The following is a 17,586-nucleotide window of genomic DNA, read 5'->3' as shown; positions in this document are numbered from 1 at the left end:
TGCACTCCCTTCCAAAGAGGTGGGCCGAGAGGTTTCGGGCCAGCCTGGACTGTAGGGAGCGAGGTACCTGGGCCGTTATCCCAAATCGGCACACTTTTGCAGCGGTTGCAGGACCTGAGGCAACCGTGATGTATTGATGCCGCACCGCCAACGGACATTTCAATAACGGGCGGACACCCGCGCACCGGTGACGACCATGACGCAGATCGAAAGCCTTAGCTTTACCGACGCCAGCCAGCACGCGCGCTCGGTGCATGACTGGGAGCAGACCTACGACCAACTGTCCCCCGGCCTGTTTGCCAGCCACTTGCGGCAACTGTGTAGCGGGCACTTCCAGATATTCCACGAGCAATTGAACCGGCGCATCGTGCAATACGGCCAGTCACCCGCCGAGCGTATGTGCTTTTCGATTCCGCTGTGCACCGACAGCCACGGCACGCAGGACTGCCTGGCAATCCTGAACAACCACGAAGAGTTCATGTTCCATGCCCCGGAAAACACCCAGGTCTTTGCCGCGACCTTTGCCCGCCAGCAGGTCCTGGCACTGGCCGCGCTGAACCTGAGCCCCCGCAGCTACCGGCAGTTGACCGCCGCACCGTCGCTGCAGTCGCCATGGCAGCGCACCCGTGAGGTGTACCAGCGTGTACGCCTGCAACTTGGCCAGGCACTGGATTGCCCGCCGCAACACTTCAATGAAGCCACGGCCAAACTCATGGAACATGGCTTGCTCAGTGGTTTCCTCGATCTGCTGGGGAGCGTCGAGAACCCTGAAAAACGTCGACGGCCCAGCGCCCCCACGCGCCAGTACCTGGTAAAGATGAGCCAGCAGATCGCCCTCGAAAGCCACGACGAGCCCATCACCATTGTCGATCTGTGCGAACGCCTGCACGTCAGCCGGCGTGCCCTGCAATACAGCTTCCAGACCATCACCAGCACCAGCCCCGTGGACTACTTGCGCAGCGTGCGCCTGAATGCGGTGCGGCGCCGCCTGGTCATGTCGTCGCCGGCCGAATTGAGCATTGGCGACGCGGCGGCCCAATGGGGCTTTTACCACCTGAGCCACTTTGCCGGTCAGTACAAGGCGCTGTTTGGCGAGTTACCTTCGCAGACCCTGCGACAGCGCTGAGTGCGGCGGCGCAGCGCTCACACCGTGCAAGAACATCTGCTCCATCACCCAGGCCGTCCCCGCCGGTGCGGCCCGGCCCAGGCGCTCTGCCTCGACCAGGCCACACAGTAGCGATGTGAACAGCTCGGTCATGACCGCCGCCGTGATATCGATGCGAAACACCCCAGCCTGCTGCCCCCGCAGGAAGAAGCGGTCCAGGACGTTCAGGTACGGTTGCCAACCGTGACTGTTCAAGGTGTCCGGGCGGTACTGGAACACCATGAACAACACCCACTCACGGCGGGCCAAGTGCTTGTCGATCAGGCCACGCAGGACCTCGGCCAGCGCGTCGCGCTCAAGGTCTGCGTCGTCGACCACCTGCTGCATAACCTCACGCGAGTACGCCAACAGCATCTCGATCAGGTGTTCCCGCGTGCCACAAAAACGGTGCAGCGTGGCCTTGCTGATGCCTGCCGCCCGCGCCAGCTCCTGAAGCGTGGCCCGGGGATGGTCAACGATGGCAACCGCCAAGGCCTTGAGAAGTTTTTCATTGGGAGCGGGCGAAGACATGGCAACTGGCTCATTGGTCGGACGTGAAATGAAAGGCATTGTGCCGAAATCCCCCTCGACCTCAAGGAAAATGACACTTTTAAACACAAAAGAATCTACTGAGACGTTATTGTCTCATTGGAGGCATATATATATCATGCCGCCTTTACAGACCCACCCTCCAGGTGACACATGAACGTTTTGCGCGACCTGCGTATTTTCAGCTTTGCAGCGGCAGCCCTTGTCGGCCTCGCCGGTTGTGGCGCTCCCGATCAACCCAAGGCGGCCTTACAGCCCCGGGAAGTGGAGACCGTAACCGTCGCCCCCGAAGCCTTTTCACTCTCCACGGTGCTGCCTGGGCGTATCGAGCCGGTGCGCGTGGCACAAGTCCGTGCCCGGGTTGCTGGGATCGTGTTGCGGCGCAACTTCGAGGAAGGCGCCGAAATCAAGGCCGGCGACCTGCTGTTCCAGATCGATCCCGCGCCCCTCAAGGCAGCCGCGTCACGGGCCCAGGGCGAGCTGGCACGCATCGAGGCGCAGTTGTTCGAGAACCAGGCCAAGGTCAAGCGCTATGAACAACTGGCCGACGTCGAAGCCATCAGTCGCCAAGACCTCGACACCGCCCGCGCCGCCCTGAAAAGCAGCCAGGCCGCCCAACAATCGGCGCGGGCCGACTTGCAAACCGCTAGCCTGAACCTGGGCTACGCCACGGTCCGCGCGCCGATCTCCGGGCGCATCGGCCGCGCCCTGGTGACCGAAGGTGCGCTGGTTGGCCAGGGCGAAGCGACCTTGATGGCAAGCATCCAGCAACTGGACCCGATCTACGCCGACTTCACCCAACCGGTGGCGCAAGCGCTGAACCTGCGCCAGGCCCTCAAGCACGGCAGTTTGTTGGCCGGCGACTCATCGCAGCTGTCATTGCAAGTCGAAGGCACCGACTTCCATAGCCAGGGCACGCTGTTGTTCTCTGACGTGGCGGTGGACCGTGGCACCGGCCAAGTGTCGTTGCGCGGACGCTTCAGCAATCCTGAAGGGGTGTTGTTGCCGGGCATGTATGTGCGCGTGAAAGTGCCTCAGGGCACCGATCAACAAGCCTTGCTGGTGCCCCAGCGCGCCGTGCAGCGCGGCAGTGACGGCCAGGCCCAGGTGCTGGTGGTGGATGCCAACGACAGCGTCAGCCCGCGCGCGGTACAAACCGGCGCCATGCAGGGCCAGCGCTGGCAGATCACCCAAGGCCTGGAGGCCGGTGACCGAGTCATCATCGGCGGCCAGAACGGCCTCGCCCCAGGTGACAAGGTGGTGATGAAAGCGCCTGTTGCCCCCGCCGTCCAACAACAAGCAGCACGCCAGTAAGCCCGGTATCACCGCGTTCGAGGTCACACCATGTCTGTGTTTTTTATCAAGCGCCCCAAGTTTGCCTGGGTCATTGCGCTGTTTATCTCCATGGCCGGGCTACTGATCATCCCGGCCCTGCCGGTGGCTCAGTACCCGAGTGTCGCCCCGCCGCAAATCACCGTCACCGCCACCTATCCCGGTGCGTCGGCCAAGGTGCTGGTGGATTCGGTCACCAGCGTCATCGAAGAAGAACTCAATGGCGCCAAGGGCCTGCTCTACTTCGACTCCACCAGCAACTCCAACGGCATGGCGGAAATTGTCGTGACCTTCAAGCCCGGCACACAGCCGGACCTAGCCCAGGTCGAGGTGCAGAACCGCCTGAAAAAGGCCGAGGCACGCATGCCCCAGGCGGTGCTCAACCAGGGCATCCAGGTGGAGCAGACCAGCGCGGGCTTTCTGCTGATCTACGCCCTGAGCTACAAGGAAGGCACGGCGACGCAGGATACGACCCTACTGGCCGACTACGCCGCGCGTAACGTCAACAACGAAATCCGTCGGGTCGAAGGCGTGGGCAAGCTGCAATTCTTTGCCTCGGAAGCCGCGATGCGTATCTGGCTCGATCCGCAAAGCCTGGTGGGCTACGGGTTGTCCATCGATGACGTAAGCCGAGCGATCAGTGCCCAGAACGTCCAGGTTCCCGCAGGCAGCTTCGGCAGCTCCCCGGGCGCAGTCGGCCAGGAGTTGACGGCGACCCTGGCGGTCAAGGGCACCCTGGACAACCCTGAAGAGTTCGGGCGCATTGTGCTGCGCGCCAATCAGGATGGTTCCAGGGTCACCCTCGCCGACGTGGCGCGAATCGAGGTCGGCAGCCAGGACTACAACTTCACCACGCGCCTCAATGGCAAGCCGGCAGTGGGTGCGGCAGTGCAACTGTCGCCGGGGGCGAACGCGCTGAAGACCGCCAGTGCCGTCAAGGAGCGCCTGCAGGAACTGTCGGTGAATTTTGCGCCAAACGTTGAATTCTCGGTGCCCTATGACACCTCGCGCTTTGTCGACGTGGCCATCGAAAAGGTGATCTATACCCTGATCGAAGCCATGGTCCTGGTGTTCCTAGTGATGTTCCTGTTCCTACAGAACGTACGCTACACCTTGATCCCCAGCATTGTGGTGCCGGTGTGTCTGTTAGGCACGTTGATGGTGATGTACCTGCTGGGTTTCTCGGTCAACATGATGACCATGTTCGGCATGGTGCTGGCCATCGGTATCCTGGTGGACGACGCCATTGTGGTGGTGGAAAACGTCGAGCGGATCATGGCCGATGAGGGACTGTCGCCGGTGGCCGCCACCGTCAAGGCCATGGGCCAGGTATCGGGGGCGATCATCGGCATTACAGTGGTGCTGTCGGCGGTATTCCTGCCCCTGGCTTTCATGGCCGGTTCGGTGGGAGTCATCTACCAGCAGTTTTCCCTGACCCTGGCGGTGTCGATTCTGTTCTCGGGGTTCCTGGCCCTGACCTTCACCCCGGCACTGTGTGCAACCCTGCTCAAGCCCGTGGCCGAGGGGCATCATGAAAAACGTGGGTTCTTTGGCGCCTTCAACCGCCTGTTCGGACGCCTGACCGATCGCTACAGCGCCCTCAATCACCACCTGGTAAAACGCGCAGGCCGAGTGATGCTGGTGTATCTGGGGCTGGTGGTCCTGTTGGGCTTTACCTACCTGCGCTTGCCAGAATCCTTCGTCCCGGTGGAAGACCAGGGTTATATGATCGTTGACGTGCAACTGCCGCCCGGCGCCTCGCGGGAGCGGACATCGGCGACCGGCCAGGAGCTGGAGCAGTTTCTCGCCTCCCGTGACGCGGTCGCCAGCACCTTCCTGGTCCTGGGCTTCAGCTTTTCCGGGATGGGCGAAAACGCCGGCCTGGCCTTTCCGACCCTAAAGGACTGGTCGTTGCGCGGCGACGAGCAATCTGCCGAAGCGCAAATCGCAGGGGTCAATCAACACTTTGCCAACCCCAGCGACGGCGCGATCATGGCGGTGAACCCTCCGCCCATCGACGGCATGGGCAACTCCGGTGGGTTCTCCCTGCGCCTGCAGGACCGCGCTGGGCTGGGCCGCGAAGCCTTGCTCGCTGCACGGGACCAGTTGCTGGGCCAGGCCAACGGCAATCCGAAAATCCTCTACGCGATGATGGAAGGCCTGGCCGAGGCCCCGCAATTGCGCCTGACCATCGATCGGGAAAAAGCCGAGGCCCTGGGCGTCGGGTTTGATGCAATCAACAACACCTTGTCGACCGCGTTCGGCTCGGCGGTGGTCAACGATTTTGCCAACGCCGGGCGCCAGCAACGGGTGGTGGTGCAGGCCGATCAGCAGGACCGGATGACGCCGGACAGCGTGCTCAAACTGTTCATCCCCAATAACCTCGGCGCCCTGGTGCCCATGAGCGCCTTTGTCAGCACCCAGTGGGAGCAAGGCCCAGTGCAAATCGCCCGCTATAACGGCTACCCGTCGATCCGTATCGCCGGCGATGCGCCGTCCGGGGTCAGCACCGGGGAAGCGATGGCCGAGATCGAACGCCTGGTGTCCACGCTGCCGGCAGGGATTGGCTATGAATGGACCGGTTTGTCGTACCAGGAAAAGATCGCCAGCGGCCAAGCCTTGCAACTGTTCGCGCTGGCATTCGTGGTGGTGTTCCTGCTGCTGGTGGCGCTGTATGAAAGCTGGGCCATCCCCTTTGTGGTGATGCTGATCGTACCGGTGGGCGCCCTGGGGTCGGTGCTGGCCGTGACCAGCCTGGGCATGCCCAACGACGTGTACTTCAAGGTCGGCCTGATCACCATCATCGGGCTGGCGGCCAAGAATGCGATCCTGATCGTCGAGTTTGCCAAGGACCTGTGGGCCCAGGGCTACTCCCTGCGTGACGCCGCCATCGAAGCCGCGCGCCTGCGCTTTCGTCCCATCGTCATGACCTCCATGGCCTTTATCCTCGGCGTCGTGCCCCTGGCCATCGCCACCGGCGCGGGTGCTGCCAGCCAACGCGCCATCGGCACCGGCGTGGTCGGCGGGATGCTCAGCGCAACGATATTGGGGGTGGTGTTTGTGCCGGTTTTCTTTGTCTGGGTGCTTTCAATGCTCAAGCACAAACCGGTTGTCAGCCCGGATGACAACACACTGCCAGCCGTGCGGATGGAAGAGTAAGCCACAAGCTGGCATGGACCATGCCGCGATGGTCGCGGTCATTTTGATATTTTTATCTGCCATGCATTCAACCGAAACAGTACTGGTTAATCTTCTTGGTCTGGTGCATCTCTGGGTCGCGTTTGCCAGCATATTCGGTTTATGTGAAGGTCATTTACCTCATTGGAATGACTTGGATGACCAGTAACTCAGTTGAGGGCAGGGGAAATCCAGATTGCAAGGCTCGACCAAAAGCCCGGCAATACGGGACATGCCAGCATCATTAAGCTCTTACACACTATGACAATCGCTGGCAGCACTTAATATATAAGTAGCACGGGCATGGAAGCCTGAAGGCGACTTACGAATGAATTGACCTAACGGAGTTTTCGAGGCTCACATCTCAGATAACAAGGTAAATTTATATGTCTTTGTCTTTGAAAAATCTTCTTCATACTGCACCATGATTCGAAAATACGACCTGCATTACGGCGATCACAAGTGCGATCTCTAAACACCAGTTGTAATCATTGGTGGCGGATCATCTGATATTAACGCCGCTTTGGAGTTGGCTGAACGAGGTATCACCGAGGTTATTTTGCTTGAAGTAAACTACTTAGGCTTCGGTTGTTTGAATCGCCCCGGATTCTCTAAACACCTTGCAAGCTCAATGCGTAACGCTTTTCAAACTCTACCGGTGACAGCTGACGGTTGAAACCATAGCGGCGTTTTACGTTGGAGAACATCTCGATGTAATCGAATACATCACTACGAGCATCTTCCCGCGTGGTGTAAATTCTCCGCTTGATCCGTTCCCGTTTCAGAAGCTGGAAAAAGCTCTTGGCCACAGCGTTGTCATGACAATTGCCCCGGCGACTCATGCTGGCAACCAAATTGTTTGCCTTCAAAAAGCTGCGCCAATCGAAGCTGCTGTACTGGCTGCCTTGGTTGGAATGAGCCATCACCTCTTGCTTAGATTTACGCCTCCAAACCGCCATCAACAACGCATCAATAGCCAAATCACTGGTCATCTGCGCCTTCATTGACCAACCAACCGCAGAAGTTTGCACATGGATTCACCTTATTATTGTTGGTTTTATTTATCCAAGCAGGCCCCTCTGGCCATTGGAGCAACACTTTCAGACATCCAGTACGACACGGTCACCCACCCGCCGCACCACGACAGGTTCCAAGTGCGCCCCTTTGCAGGGCCCATCGATACAGGCGCCATCCTTGAAACGAAACATCGCACTGTGGTGAGCACACATCAGCAGGCTGCCTTGATAGGTACAGAACCGTTGAGGGTGATAGTTGAGCGGCACCGAGAAATGCGGGCAGCGATTGATGTACACCCACACATCTCGACCCTGGCGCACCGCCACCAGACCCGAGGTGTACAGCTGCTGATGTCCGGGCAACCCCAGGGCACCTCCATCGGCGATGTCCTCCAACCGGCACAACGTGATGCCAGTCATGTCGGGGCCTGAAGGTGTGGGTTACCCAGGCTCCAATGCCAAGGGCGGATCTGCAGCGAGGCAAACAACCCACCTTGGACATAGGGATCGTCCTGAACGAATGCTTGCACGTCGGCCAGGCTGCCGGCCTCGATGACCAATAACGTGCCGTTCATGTTGACACCGCCGTCATCGAGGGTCGGCCCACCAAACCGCACCACCACTCGGTGTACCTGTGTTGCCCGCAAGTGCGCTTGATGACTGGGCCGCAATCGCTGGCGCAAGGCTTGGGAGTCGGGGTGGTCAGAGGCGAATATCGCAAACAGCTGCACCATGGCTTACTCGGCCTCCATGACAAACTCATAACTCGCACGCTTGAACGGCAATGTGATTCCTAGTAGGGAGGACACATCGTCATGGGTCATCCGATCTTCATATATCACCTGCAATGACTGTTTGACGCCAAACACCGCGTCAGACTCCAGGTACGGATCATCCCGATTGAACAAATGGGTCACCAGCGTGCGATAGCCCGGTTTCTCAATCATGAAATGCAGGTGCGCGGGACGCCATGGATGGCGGTTGGCGGCCTTGAGCATACGGCCGACGGGGCCGTCGGTGGGTATCGGATAACACACCGGGACTATCGTACAGATCGCAAAATAACCTTTGGAATCAGTACGATAACGACCCCGCAAGTTACCAATAGGCTGCTCTGGGTCCTGGCCCGAATACATGCCATTTTCAGCCGTCTGCCAAACGTCCATCACTGCGCCGACCATGGGATTGCCATGACCGTCCACCACACGCCCGCGTACCAGCGCCCTCTCGCCTGGGGTGAACGCCATGTTTTCGCCGTAGGCCCGTTCAGGCATGCCTTCGATATAGAACGGTCCGAAAACCGTGGTTTGCGTGGCATCGACACTGTGTCGGTGGTTGATCGCATCGACCAGCATCGACACACCGAGGGTATCGGACAACAGAATGAATTCCTGGCGCACCAGGCCGTCACACGTGTGCCCGGTGTCCGTCAGAAACCGGATACCTTCCAGCCATTCGCGCTCGGTCAGTTCAACGTCGCGGACAAACCTATGCAAATGATAAACAAGACTTTGCATGATCTGTTTGAATCGGGCATCCGGTGTGCTGTCGAAGCTGCTCAGCACCTGCCGGGAAATCTGCGCCTCAATTTGAGTGTTGTGATCGCTCATTGTGATTACTCCGAAAGAACTTTGAGGGCACACAGGTGCCGATTCAATCGGCTGGCGCCAGTCCGTTCCTGGCACGTGTCAACAGCGCTTCGATGGGGTGGAGCTCGAACGGCCTCGGGTTGTAGTACGGACTGGCGCAGGAGATTTTCGCCGCCTCAGCCGGCCCGTGTTCAGGCAGGCCGATTTCAGCCAAGGCCAAGGGAATCCCCAACTGTTGATTCAAGGCGTACAACAATTCCCCCACCTCTGCGGCCTCCTTCCCCCCCAAGGCAAGCGCAGCCCGTTGTAAAGGTCCAGCCGCCGCCTTCCGGTTGTAATGCGCCGCATGGGGCAGAACGATCGCGTGAGCCTGAGCATGGGGCAGGTTGAACGTCCCGCCCAGGGTATGGCAGAGCTTATGGTGCAAGGCCATCCCTACCGACCCCAGGCAAATACCGGCTAACCACGCGCCATACAACGCCTGACTGCGGGCGTGTGGATCATGGGGATCCTTGACCACGCCCGGCAAGGCCTGCGCCAGGGAACGAATGGACTCCTCGGCCATAAAACCGATAATCGGGTTAGCATCCTCGGCATACAGCGCTTCCACCGCATGGGCCATGGCGTTCATCCCGGAGCACGCGCTAATCTGCGTTGGCAGGGACTGCGTCAGTTGCGGGTCGTAGATGACGGTCTTGGGTAAAACCCTGGGATCGCGTCCCGTTTTCTTCAGGCGACTTTCGGTCACCCCGTAAATCGGGGTCATTTCCGAACCCGCATAAGTCGTCGGCACGGCGACGATCGGCAAGCCCGACTCCATCGCAATTGCCTTGCCCAGGCCAATTGTAGAGCCACCGCCAATGGCCACGCAGCAATCGGCCCCGAGACGGGCCGCCTCCAGACGCGCGGCTTGTGCCACTTCCAACGGCACATGCATCACCGCCTTGGGATACACACCCGCCGCACGCTCACTGAGCAGCGCTGCCACTCGTTCGCCAAGCCCCTGTTGCTCCGGCGTGGTGAGAATCAGCGCGCGTTTTGCCCCCAGGCGCTCGATCTCTTCTGCCAACGTCGAAAGTTTGCCCCAACCGAACACCACGCGAGTCGGTAGGCTTTGGTACACAAATGCATTCATGGCAAGCCTCAGCGTTTGAAATGAGGGGCGATTTTGGCGTCGATATTGACCCAGACCGAACGGGCCTCGGTGTAATCATGGATCGCCTCAAAGCCCATCTCCCGGCCGTAGCCCGACTGGCCGATGCCACCAAAAGGGCTACCGGGGCTGACGCGTTTGTAGCAGTTAATCCAGCACATACCGGCATGGATGGCATCTGCCATCTTGTGGGCCCGGGTCAGGTCCTGGGTCCACAGACCGCTACCCAGCCCATACTCAGTGCTATTAGCGATGGCCAGCGCCTCTTCATCGGTGCTGAACCGCACAACCGTGACGAAGGGCCCGAAAACTTCCTCCTGGCACACGCGATCTTCAGGCGACGCCTCGATAACGGTCGGCTCCACATAGAAACCATTGGCCAGTACAGGATCGTCGGGGGCCTTTGCACCGGTAAGGATCTTGCCGCCCTGCTCTAACGCGATATCGACGTAAGCCAGCACTCGATTACGGTGCAGGGCTGACGTCAGTGGCCCCATCTCGGTCGCGGGGTCCATCGGGTCGCCAAGACGAATGGACTTGGCCAACGCGATAAAACGCTCCAGAAACAGGTCGGCAATATTCTTGTGCAGAATCAAGCGTGAACCGGCAATGCAGGCCTGGCCCTGGTTGTGAAAGATCGCCCAGGCGGCGCCGTTGACCGCCGCGTCCAGGTTGGCATCTTCGAACACAATGTTGGCGCCCTTGCCTCCCAATTCCAGCTGAACGCGCTTGAGGTTACCTTTTGACGCCTCCACGATCCGACGGCCGGTCAACGTCGAACCCGTAAAAGCAATCTTGCCTACATCCGGGTGTTCCGCCAATGCTTGGCCAGCGGTATGGCCGTAGCCCGGCACAACATTCACGACGCCCTTGGGGAACCCTACTTCGGCCATTAACTCAACAATCCGCAAAGTCGATAGTGGAGTGATTTCAGAGGGTTTGATGACGATGGTGTTACCCGCCGCCAAGGCCGGCCCCATTTTCCAACTGGTAAACATCAGCGGAAAGTTCCACGGCACGATCTGACCGACTACACCAATCGGCTTGCGCTGTACGTAATTGAGGAACCCGGCCTCCACCGGAATCACTGCCCCTTCGATCTTGTCGGCCATGCCCCCGAAGTAGCGGAAACAGGCTGCCGTACGTGGCACATCCAGGCCACGGGAGTCACGAATCGGATGGCCGGTGTTCAGCGACTCAAGCTGCGCCAGCTCTTCAGCGCACGCTTCGATCTTGTCCGCCAGCTTGAGCAACAAACGCCCACGCTCTGCGGCCCCCAGCGCCGACCATGGCGCAAATGCGCACTTGGCGGCAGCGACTGCAAGATCGACATCGGCGGCTTCGGCAGCCGCAATACGAGTGATCAAAGAACCATCATGGGGCGACACTACGTCAATCGTGCCCCCCGCTACCGCATCCACAAATCGGCCATCGATATAGAGCTTATTTTGCATAATACTTTCCTCACACCGTGCCACTGGCACAGCGTCTGACGACATGATTCTGGAGAATATGACCCGACGGGAACCGGGCCAGGCGCAAGGTCTTAGAATTCGATCGGGTAGGGTTTGAGCTCGCCGCTTTCATAGCGTTGCGGCAGATCGGGGGTTGCGTTTTCCCAGACCAGTAACATTGAGCGTTTAGTCGAATATCCCTGGTGACGGATGTCTGCCGGCATGGCACAGATATCGCCAGCGCGCATAGTGATACGTGCGCGCGGGCTGCCGTCCTCCTTATCGCCAACGTCCCAGATGATTTCGTCGGACAGTTGCATGAACCACTCAACCCGGTCATTGCCATGAAACACCGGTAGGATGAACTCTTCCGTCGTAGGGCAAAACAGACTGGCCTTGCACACGGAGGTTACCGATGGGTTCCAGGTCACATCAGAGCGCGACAGGTACTTGAACAGGTTGAACGCATGCAGTTGCCCCTCGAAACCCACCGCGGCGTGGACTTGCGGCTCATCCTGGTCCACGTCGATGAATTGGCGATTGACCGGCAGTTCGTCACGCAGTGGCGAGTCATCTGTCATGCCGGGCATGCGTTTGGTGGCAATGCGAAAACGCTCGATGGCCTCGATGTTGTGCCCGTTTTTGCGACCGAATGCGGTCCCCGTCTCTTCCGGCGCGGCGAAGGGATCAAAGGTGGTATTAGTCCAGTCGTATAAAATGGCTTTGAAGGTCGCCATGATCAACGGTGTTTCAAAGTTCTCGGTGTAATTTACGCCGGCTGCCTTAAGCGTGCCATTAAATGTGCCGGCGTACAGGTCGACTTTACCGTAATAATTTCGGGTCCCAATGACGTGGTCGAAGTTGACCCAGCCATAGAAAAAGCCCCACGCCACGTCTCGCATCATGGCGCGCAGAAAGGCATCGATCGGCATCAGGTGCGAGCGGGTCTGCCCCCAGGCGGGCCAGGAAATACGAGCAAAATATTCATCACGCGATAGTTCGAAGGCCCCAAGCTTGAAGGTGCAATAGCCAGTGACCGCATGGGGAGCGCTGGCCTGAACTTCATTATTGGCAAAGGACGGGAGATCGACAGTTTTTTCAAGCATGGCCATGACGGCATTCCTCTTATTGTTTTGATGGTTCTTGTCACAAGACAACAACGCGGATCATTGCAAGCAGATGTCTGCCCATTTCTCGACCGACAACACGCCCTTAATGGTCTGTTGCAGGATCACGCCCGGACGGCTGCTGTCGAAACGATACGCCGTCCCTGCTGGTAGCATGCACTGATGACCCCGCTTGAGCAGCACATAGCCCATCGGTTTGCCCGCCGGCTGCTCACCGGCCAATTGCGTGCCTTCGCTGGTTTTCACAGGCTCATCGAGTTTGAGAAAGTCCACACGGACCTCACCGTCCATGGCGATGGCGAACTCATCGTGCGCGCACGTGAACCAAGGCGATTGGCCTTCGGCACGCAGGGTTTCAATGACATAGCCAAGATTGAGGCCGACCACGACTTTTTCGTAAGGCAAGGAACTTTGCGCCACTTCAAAAATATTTGAAAAGGCATAATGGCTGGCCTGCCCCTTAATGATTTCAACCGAGCCTTTGTCGTATTTTTCCAGTGAACCGAAGATCGTTTCGATTGCAGTGCTACCCATGGTTTTCACCGTCTTGTTGTATAACAGTGAAAGAACGATACGTCGCACATCCCTTGGTAACAATGACTGCACCTGCGACAACAGTGTTTGCGAAATGCAAACACTGGCATGCCAGAATTCTCACTCACCGCACCCAGCCGCGCTCCAGCAAAGGCTTGTCCCAGCAAGGTTCGTCACCGAAGTTATCCACCAGAAAATCAATCAATGTGCGCACCTTCAATGCCCGGCGTTGGGTCGCCGGGTACACTGCTGAAAAGTTGAAGGAGGACAGCGTATATTCAGGCAGGACCGGAATCAGCCGGCCACTGAGCAAGTCATCGCTTGCCACCAGCGTAGGCAGGCAAACAATACACACCCCGGTTACCGCGTAATCGCGCAACAAATGCACCGAGTTGGAGCGCACCTGGCCCGGCAGGCTCAGTTCCACCTGTTGATTGTCGCCAGTGAAGATCCAGCGGTTACGTGACGGATAGCCCTCGTACAAGGCAATCTTGTGTTGCACCAGTTCTTGCGGGTGCCTGGGCGCGCCGAACTTGGCGACATAATCGGGCGACATGCAAAACAACCGGCGGACGCTGAACAGCTTGCGCTCAATCAGGGTCTCAGCCGTGGGCGGGAACATCTGGAAGGCTACATCGAAACCCTCTTCGATCGGGTCCACCACCCGGTCGTTGACGATGACGTCGACCTCAATGTCCGGGTACAACCCCGTGAACTCGGCCAACATCCTGCCGAAATGACCGATAGCAAAGCCAGGCAGCATCTGTACGCGCAATTTACCGGTGGGCTTGGCGCGCAACTCACGCATGTGTTCGGTCAGCGAGTTGAAACTGGCTACCAGATCCGCGCATTCCTTGTAGTACGTCTCGCCCACCTCGGAAAGCCGCACATGCCGTGTACTGCGATGGAACAGCGGGGCATTGATGAACTGTTCCAATTGTTGAATGCGATGAGTGATCACCGAGCGGGTCACGCCCATTTGCAGAGCTGCCTTGGCGAAATTGCCGGTTTCGGCCACACGCACAAAGGCTTCGACACTGAGTAAACGGTCCATGGGGTAAGTTCTCTGGAGGCTTTTGTTCTTATAGGAACGCCGAGGTTAACCTGACAACCTCTTTCACTCCACCGCCTCGACACACGCGAAATCCAGCCATGGACCGACAATCACCGCAGCATGGGGAAACATGCCAGCCTAAGCGTTCGCTGATCGGGCCCCGGACACCTTGCGGCGCCTTGAGAATCATTAGCACAGCAGCCAAGCCGAGCAGGATTATGTACAAGGCCCGTACTGAGCCAGGCAACGCGATAGAAAGTAAATCCACGTACCGATCGACAGTTTTTCTAGAGTGCAAATGATGACGATAAAGATCACCACGCAGTCTAGTCCTGCAGGCTGAACGCTCCATCTGGCTGCAAGCACATACACCATCAACTTGACCCGGAAAGGGTTGACCGACCGGACACAGCCTCAGAATCGCGAATCGCGGCTGGGGCTAGGCCCGCTGTCATGAGCACAGCAGACGCCACAGCCACCGCAACAATCGCAATGGCCAGTACAGTGAATTGGATCAGCATTTCGCGCTCGTCCCGATCACTACCGATCTGCCGCACGATGGCTGCGGGCGGTTTTTGTGCGGAGCCATCATCGAAAAATGACTTATCTACACCAATCCAGGCACCAATGGCGAAATAGGCGCCGCACAACCGGAACACGGTCAGCGTCGTGAGAGTCTCCGATAAGGCCACCAACACCCCGGAGAACAAAACCGCTAACAACATGTGTGAACAACATAAATAACAGATAGCCGTTCAGATAGACGAATACCTGCTGACCCGCCGAGATCAGGCTTGCGTGATTGGCCAGCAGACGCCATATTTGCTACTGGGCCAAGTAATAGGCGAGCTCGATATTGTCGTAGGTGTTTTCCCAGTCCCCAAGTGCTGAAACCCACTGAACACCAACGTGCGCTTGAAATGAAACCACAACCACCGTTGGGCATAGGCTGGAGATTTCTACGGCGCAGGAGGAAGTCCACGCGTTATAAAAAAAGCCAAAAATAAAATTTATTGTTTGAAAATCACAAATTCTGAAATTGCCAAAAAGAGCTTGTTACTTGCGGCACGCACGCCGCACAATTCTGCGCTAAAAATTATAGTCTTCGCGAAACATTGATTTAATCCTAAACACAAACTTATCCAGCAACACCATTCTGCCAGCCCGAAAGAATCAGCCAGACTATATATTGGGAATGGAGACCCTCTGGATATGTTTACAAACAATTTTAACTCGCACTTCAAGAGCTTTTATCGGCCTATTGAGGCTGCCTTGCGCTGGTGTAACCTGCTTTACCATGAGGAAAAAATCTTACAGGCAAACTGTTTATCCCCCCACGAACTCGCAGTACTTTTCCCGCAGTGGCCTTGTCTTCATGTTAACGTAGAAAAAATCCATGATGCAATTCGCAACCGAGAATTACCATATGGCTGTCTTGGAATAACAGTTCCTGCGGGAACTAAGATAGATTGCAACCAGCTAACGGTACGTCATTCTGACCTACGACTTTGGATGTCACTTAACTATCCTGATCAAAAACCTAATTTTCTATTTGGGTCAAGCTATAATGCACATGAAAAAGTTAGCATTGGTACTTACCTATCCCTCCAAGCTGATCGCGAAGCTCTTACACTTGAGCTTGAGATACTCCGACGTCTATACCAAGAAGTTCTGTCAGATCTCCAAAAGGTAGGACTGGAACAGGAAAGCCTCAAGCAGTTAGTCAAGACACAGGGGAGAATCGACGAGCGCAGTGAGCTCACATATCTGCAAATTATTGGAGCCTTACTCAGTATTTTTCTGGGACAGTCACCGGCGGGCAAGCCCCTTTCTGTGTTCAAAAGCCAGTCTGCAATTGTCGATGCCATAACTGCACGCTATAAAAATATTCCTGGCCTCAGTAAGCGAACGTTAGACGAAAAATTCGCGGCGGCCAACCGAAGCCTCATAAAGTAACCTAAACCATAGCGTTGCACTGCAATCCCACGAATTGCAGTGCAATGACTTTCCCCTATTTCTGCTATTCAATTCAGGTCACTTGCCACCACGCACCAATCTGCGCCAGGAGTGACCAGCATGTCCAGCCAATCCTCATCCACAGTTGAAACACCTCAACCACAGATCGAACGCCACATCATGCGGCGCGAAGAAGTCGAACGAAAAACCGGTTTCAAACGGGCGCACATCTACAACTTGATGAAAGAAGGGAAGTTCCCTCAGGCTAAGCGTATTGGGTTGCGCGCTGTTGGCTGGGACTCAGTGGAGATCGAGCGGTGGGTCGTTGAGCGTTTAGGTCATAGGGCCTGATGCCATGCGTGTGGTATCGGTGATTTCCACCAAAGGTGGTGTAGGCAAAACCACGGTGGCGGCCAATCTCGGCGGTTTGCTGGCGGATGCTGGCCTACGCGTCCTGCTGCTCGATCTGGATAGCCAACCCACCCTCTCCAGCTATTACGCTTTGAGCCAGAAAGCTGTTGCTGGTGCGTACGAGCTCATTGCATTCAACATGACAACTCCTGCACAGATTATTTCCAAGACGGTGATTACAGGGCTCGATCTGATCATCTCCAACGACGCTCATGACCAGTTGAATACACTACTGCTGCACGCCCCTGACGGGCGATTAAGGCTGAGCAATTTGCTCGACGATTTCCGCACGCGTTACGACCTACTTTTGATCGACACCCAAGGCGCACGTAGCGTGCTGCTGGAAATGGCTATCCTCGCCTGCGATATCGCCCTCTCCCCCATCACACCGGAAATGCTAGCAGCCCGCGAACTGAAGCGCGGCACCTTGAAGCTGCTCAGCGAACTCGAACCACTCCGCCGCCAGGGCATTACACCACCACCCTTACGACTGCTACTGAACCAAGTGAATGCCATTCGGGTGGACACCCGGATGATCACCCACAGCCTGCGCGAGACTTTCGCTGGGGTGTCCAATATCTCGGTACTAGACACCGTAGTTCCAGACCGAGTGGCGTATCTCAATGCCGCCACCCTTGGCCTACCGGTCCACCGAATCGAGACGCACCGGTCACGGGAACGACGCTCGCCATCAGCGCTGGAAACCATGCAAGCGCTGGCCATCGAACTGTTTCCGAAATGGCGCGAAGCGATCTCTACGGTAACCGGATGCGCGGAGGTTCAATGAGACGAATCACCCAACTGGCATTTCTCACCCAGTCATTGTGTTTGATCGACCTTGAGGCCAACCGTTTGGCTAGGAGTCTTCTGATGTTGGATCAACTTCCTATCATTGTTCAACCATCCACCCCCTGCCACCCACCTAGTGAGGAATACTGCACAGTGGTCTTTCGTCTACAAGACGGGCGCTCCGCCATGGGTTGGTTCCTCGCGGACCTGTCTCGTTATTTCGATGGCTCGGGGACTGCCGAGACCGTCAAGTTCGAGGTTGGTGACCATTTGCGCACCCGGCGTTAACTGAGGTAGCTCC

General features: G+C 57.4%; 17 protein-coding genes and 1 pseudogene. 7 read left to right on the top strand and 11 right to left on the bottom strand.

Annotation, left to right across the window (positions count from 1 at the left end; all coding sequences use genetic code 11):
- The first annotated feature begins 196 nt into the window (after window positions 1-196).
- A complete protein-coding gene (locus tag DK871_RS05815) occupies window positions 197-1,126 on the top strand; it encodes a helix-turn-helix domain-containing protein (protein ID WP_161904319.1) in 930 nt (309 codons plus the stop codon).
- Here the strand turns inward: DK871_RS05815 and DK871_RS05810 are convergent.
- Window positions 1,097-1,675: a TetR/AcrR family transcriptional regulator gene (locus tag DK871_RS05810; protein WP_161904318.1), complete on the bottom strand. Its 579-nt coding sequence runs from the start codon at window positions 1,673-1,675 to the stop codon at window positions 1,097-1,099. The genes DK871_RS05815 and DK871_RS05810 overlap by 30 nt on opposite strands.
- Window positions 1,676-1,846: 171 nt before the next feature.
- Between DK871_RS05810 and DK871_RS05805 the strand changes: the two genes are divergently transcribed.
- Entirely contained in the window at window positions 1,847-3,007 is a 1,161-nt protein-coding gene (locus tag DK871_RS05805) for an efflux RND transporter periplasmic adaptor subunit (RefSeq protein ID WP_161904317.1), read from the top strand.
- 30 nt (window positions 3,008-3,037) lie between these two features.
- A complete protein-coding gene (locus DK871_RS05800; protein WP_161904316.1) occupies window positions 3,038-6,184 on the top strand; it encodes an efflux RND transporter permease subunit in 3,147 nt (1,048 codons plus the stop codon).
- A gap of 629 nt (window positions 6,185-6,813) precedes the next feature.
- Here DK871_RS05800 and DK871_RS05795 read toward each other — a convergent pair.
- The 10 genes and pseudogenes from DK871_RS05795 to DK871_RS05750 form a co-directional block, all read right to left on the bottom strand.
- Window positions 6,814-7,218, bottom strand: a pseudogene (locus DK871_RS05795) (DDE-type integrase/transposase/recombinase); the annotation flags it as partial.
- Between the two features lie 84 nt (window positions 7,219-7,302).
- On the bottom strand, window positions 7,303-7,638 hold the full coding sequence (locus DK871_RS05790) for a Rieske 2Fe-2S domain-containing protein (protein WP_161904315.1): 336 nt from the start codon (window positions 7,636-7,638) through the stop codon (window positions 7,303-7,305).
- The gene (locus DK871_RS05785) at window positions 7,635-7,952 is read right to left on the bottom strand and encodes a YciI family protein (RefSeq protein WP_161904314.1); all 318 of its coding nucleotides are present in this window, start codon (window positions 7,950-7,952) and stop codon (window positions 7,635-7,637) included. The genes DK871_RS05790 and DK871_RS05785 overlap by 4 nt, the downstream gene beginning before the upstream one ends.
- A 3-nt stretch (window positions 7,953-7,955) precedes the next feature.
- The gene (locus tag DK871_RS05780) at window positions 7,956-8,828 is read right to left on the bottom strand and encodes a dioxygenase (RefSeq protein WP_161904313.1); all 873 of its coding nucleotides are present in this window, start codon (window positions 8,826-8,828) and stop codon (window positions 7,956-7,958) included.
- 43 nt (window positions 8,829-8,871) lie between these two features.
- Window positions 8,872-9,942, bottom strand: coding sequence for a maleylacetate reductase (locus DK871_RS05775; RefSeq protein WP_161904312.1), 1,071 nt, complete (start codon window positions 9,940-9,942; stop codon window positions 8,872-8,874).
- An 8-nt stretch (window positions 9,943-9,950) separates the two neighbouring features.
- Window positions 9,951-11,414, bottom strand: a complete 1,464-nt coding sequence (locus DK871_RS05770) for an aldehyde dehydrogenase family protein (RefSeq protein WP_161904311.1) — start codon at window positions 11,412-11,414, stop codon at window positions 9,951-9,953.
- Between the two features lie 92 nt (window positions 11,415-11,506).
- Window positions 11,507-12,526 carry a hydroxyquinol 1,2-dioxygenase gene (locus tag DK871_RS05765; RefSeq protein ID WP_161904310.1) on the bottom strand — a complete coding sequence of 340 codons (1,020 nt, stop codon included), beginning with the start codon at window positions 12,524-12,526 and terminating at the stop codon, window positions 11,507-11,509.
- Between the two features lie 54 nt (window positions 12,527-12,580).
- Complete coding sequence (locus tag DK871_RS05760) at window positions 12,581-13,075, bottom strand: hydroxyquinol 1,2-dioxygenase (protein ID WP_161904383.1); 495 nt, start codon at window positions 13,073-13,075, stop codon at window positions 12,581-12,583.
- A gap of 124 nt (window positions 13,076-13,199) precedes the next feature.
- Window positions 13,200-14,129, bottom strand: coding sequence for a LysR family transcriptional regulator (locus DK871_RS05755; RefSeq protein ID WP_161904309.1), 930 nt, complete (start codon window positions 14,127-14,129; stop codon window positions 13,200-13,202).
- 374 nt (window positions 14,130-14,503) lie between these two features.
- Entirely contained in the window at window positions 14,504-14,854 is a 351-nt protein-coding gene (locus DK871_RS05750) for a hypothetical protein (RefSeq protein WP_161904308.1), read from the bottom strand.
- A gap of 487 nt (window positions 14,855-15,341) precedes the next feature.
- Between DK871_RS05750 and DK871_RS05745 the strand changes: the two genes are divergently transcribed.
- The 4 genes from DK871_RS05745 (at window position 15,342) to DK871_RS05730 (ending at window position 17,573) form a co-directional block, all read left to right on the top strand.
- On the top strand, window positions 15,342-16,085 hold the full coding sequence (locus tag DK871_RS05745) for a hypothetical protein (RefSeq protein WP_161904307.1): 744 nt from the start codon (window positions 15,342-15,344) through the stop codon (window positions 16,083-16,085).
- Between the two features lie 120 nt (window positions 16,086-16,205).
- Window positions 16,206-16,436, top strand: a complete 231-nt coding sequence (locus DK871_RS05740) for an AlpA family phage regulatory protein (protein ID WP_161904306.1) — start codon at window positions 16,206-16,208, stop codon at window positions 16,434-16,436.
- 4 nt (window positions 16,437-16,440) lie between these two features.
- The gene (locus DK871_RS05735; RefSeq protein WP_161904305.1) at window positions 16,441-17,283 is read left to right on the top strand and encodes a ParA family protein; all 843 of its coding nucleotides are present in this window, start codon (window positions 16,441-16,443) and stop codon (window positions 17,281-17,283) included.
- Between the two features lie 155 nt (window positions 17,284-17,438).
- Entirely contained in the window at window positions 17,439-17,573 is a 135-nt protein-coding gene (locus DK871_RS05730) for a hypothetical protein (RefSeq protein ID WP_256677382.1), read from the top strand.
- Window positions 17,574-17,586: the final 13 nt, after the last annotated feature.

This window comes from Pseudomonas sp. L13 (assembly GCF_009935965.1).
In the GTDB taxonomy this organism is placed as follows: Bacteria; Pseudomonadota; Gammaproteobacteria; order Pseudomonadales; family Pseudomonadaceae; genus Aquipseudomonas; species Aquipseudomonas lactis.
The sequence above is the reverse complement of the archived record's forward strand: the minus strand, read 5'-3'. Positions and strand labels throughout refer to the sequence as shown.

Bases quoted from the DNA above. Each gene is read 5' to 3' on its own strand.
- DK871_RS05815 (WP_161904319.1), top strand. From the start codon at position 197: ATGACGCAGATCGAAAGCCTTAGCTTTACCGACGCCAGCCAGCACGCG.
- DK871_RS05810 (WP_161904318.1), bottom strand. From the start codon at position 1,675: ATGTCTTCGCCCGCTCCCAATGAAAAACTTCTCAAGGCCTTGGCGGTT.
- DK871_RS05805 (WP_161904317.1), top strand. From the start codon at position 1,847: ATGAACGTTTTGCGCGACCTGCGTATTTTCAGCTTTGCAGCGGCAGCC.
- DK871_RS05800 (WP_161904316.1), top strand. From the start codon at position 3,038: ATGTCTGTGTTTTTTATCAAGCGCCCCAAGTTTGCCTGGGTCATTGCG.
- DK871_RS05790 (WP_161904315.1), bottom strand. From the start codon at position 7,638: ATGACTGGCATCACGTTGTGCCGGTTGGAGGACATCGCCGATGGAGGT.
- DK871_RS05785 (WP_161904314.1), bottom strand. From the start codon at position 7,952: ATGGTGCAGCTGTTTGCGATATTCGCCTCTGACCACCCCGACTCCCAA.
- DK871_RS05780 (WP_161904313.1), bottom strand. From the start codon at position 8,828: ATGAGCGATCACAACACTCAAATTGAGGCGCAGATTTCCCGGCAGGTG.
- DK871_RS05775 (WP_161904312.1), bottom strand. From the start codon at position 9,942: ATGAATGCATTTGTGTACCAAAGCCTACCGACTCGCGTGGTGTTCGGT.
- DK871_RS05770 (WP_161904311.1), bottom strand. From the start codon at position 11,414: ATGCAAAATAAGCTCTATATCGATGGCCGATTTGTGGATGCGGTAGCG.
- DK871_RS05765 (WP_161904310.1), bottom strand. From the start codon at position 12,526: ATGGCCATGCTTGAAAAAACTGTCGATCTCCCGTCCTTTGCCAATAAT.
- DK871_RS05760 (WP_161904383.1), bottom strand. From the start codon at position 13,075: ATGGGTAGCACTGCAATCGAAACGATCTTCGGTTCACTGGAAAAATAC.
- DK871_RS05755 (WP_161904309.1), bottom strand. From the start codon at position 14,129: ATGGACCGTTTACTCAGTGTCGAAGCCTTTGTGCGTGTGGCCGAAACC.
- DK871_RS05750 (WP_161904308.1), bottom strand. From the start codon at position 14,854: ATGTTGTTAGCGGTTTTGTTCTCCGGGGTGTTGGTGGCCTTATCGGAG.
- DK871_RS05745 (WP_161904307.1), top strand. From the start codon at position 15,342: ATGTTTACAAACAATTTTAACTCGCACTTCAAGAGCTTTTATCGGCCT.
- DK871_RS05740 (WP_161904306.1), top strand. From the start codon at position 16,206: ATGTCCAGCCAATCCTCATCCACAGTTGAAACACCTCAACCACAGATC.
- DK871_RS05735 (WP_161904305.1), top strand. From the start codon at position 16,441: ATGCGTGTGGTATCGGTGATTTCCACCAAAGGTGGTGTAGGCAAAACC.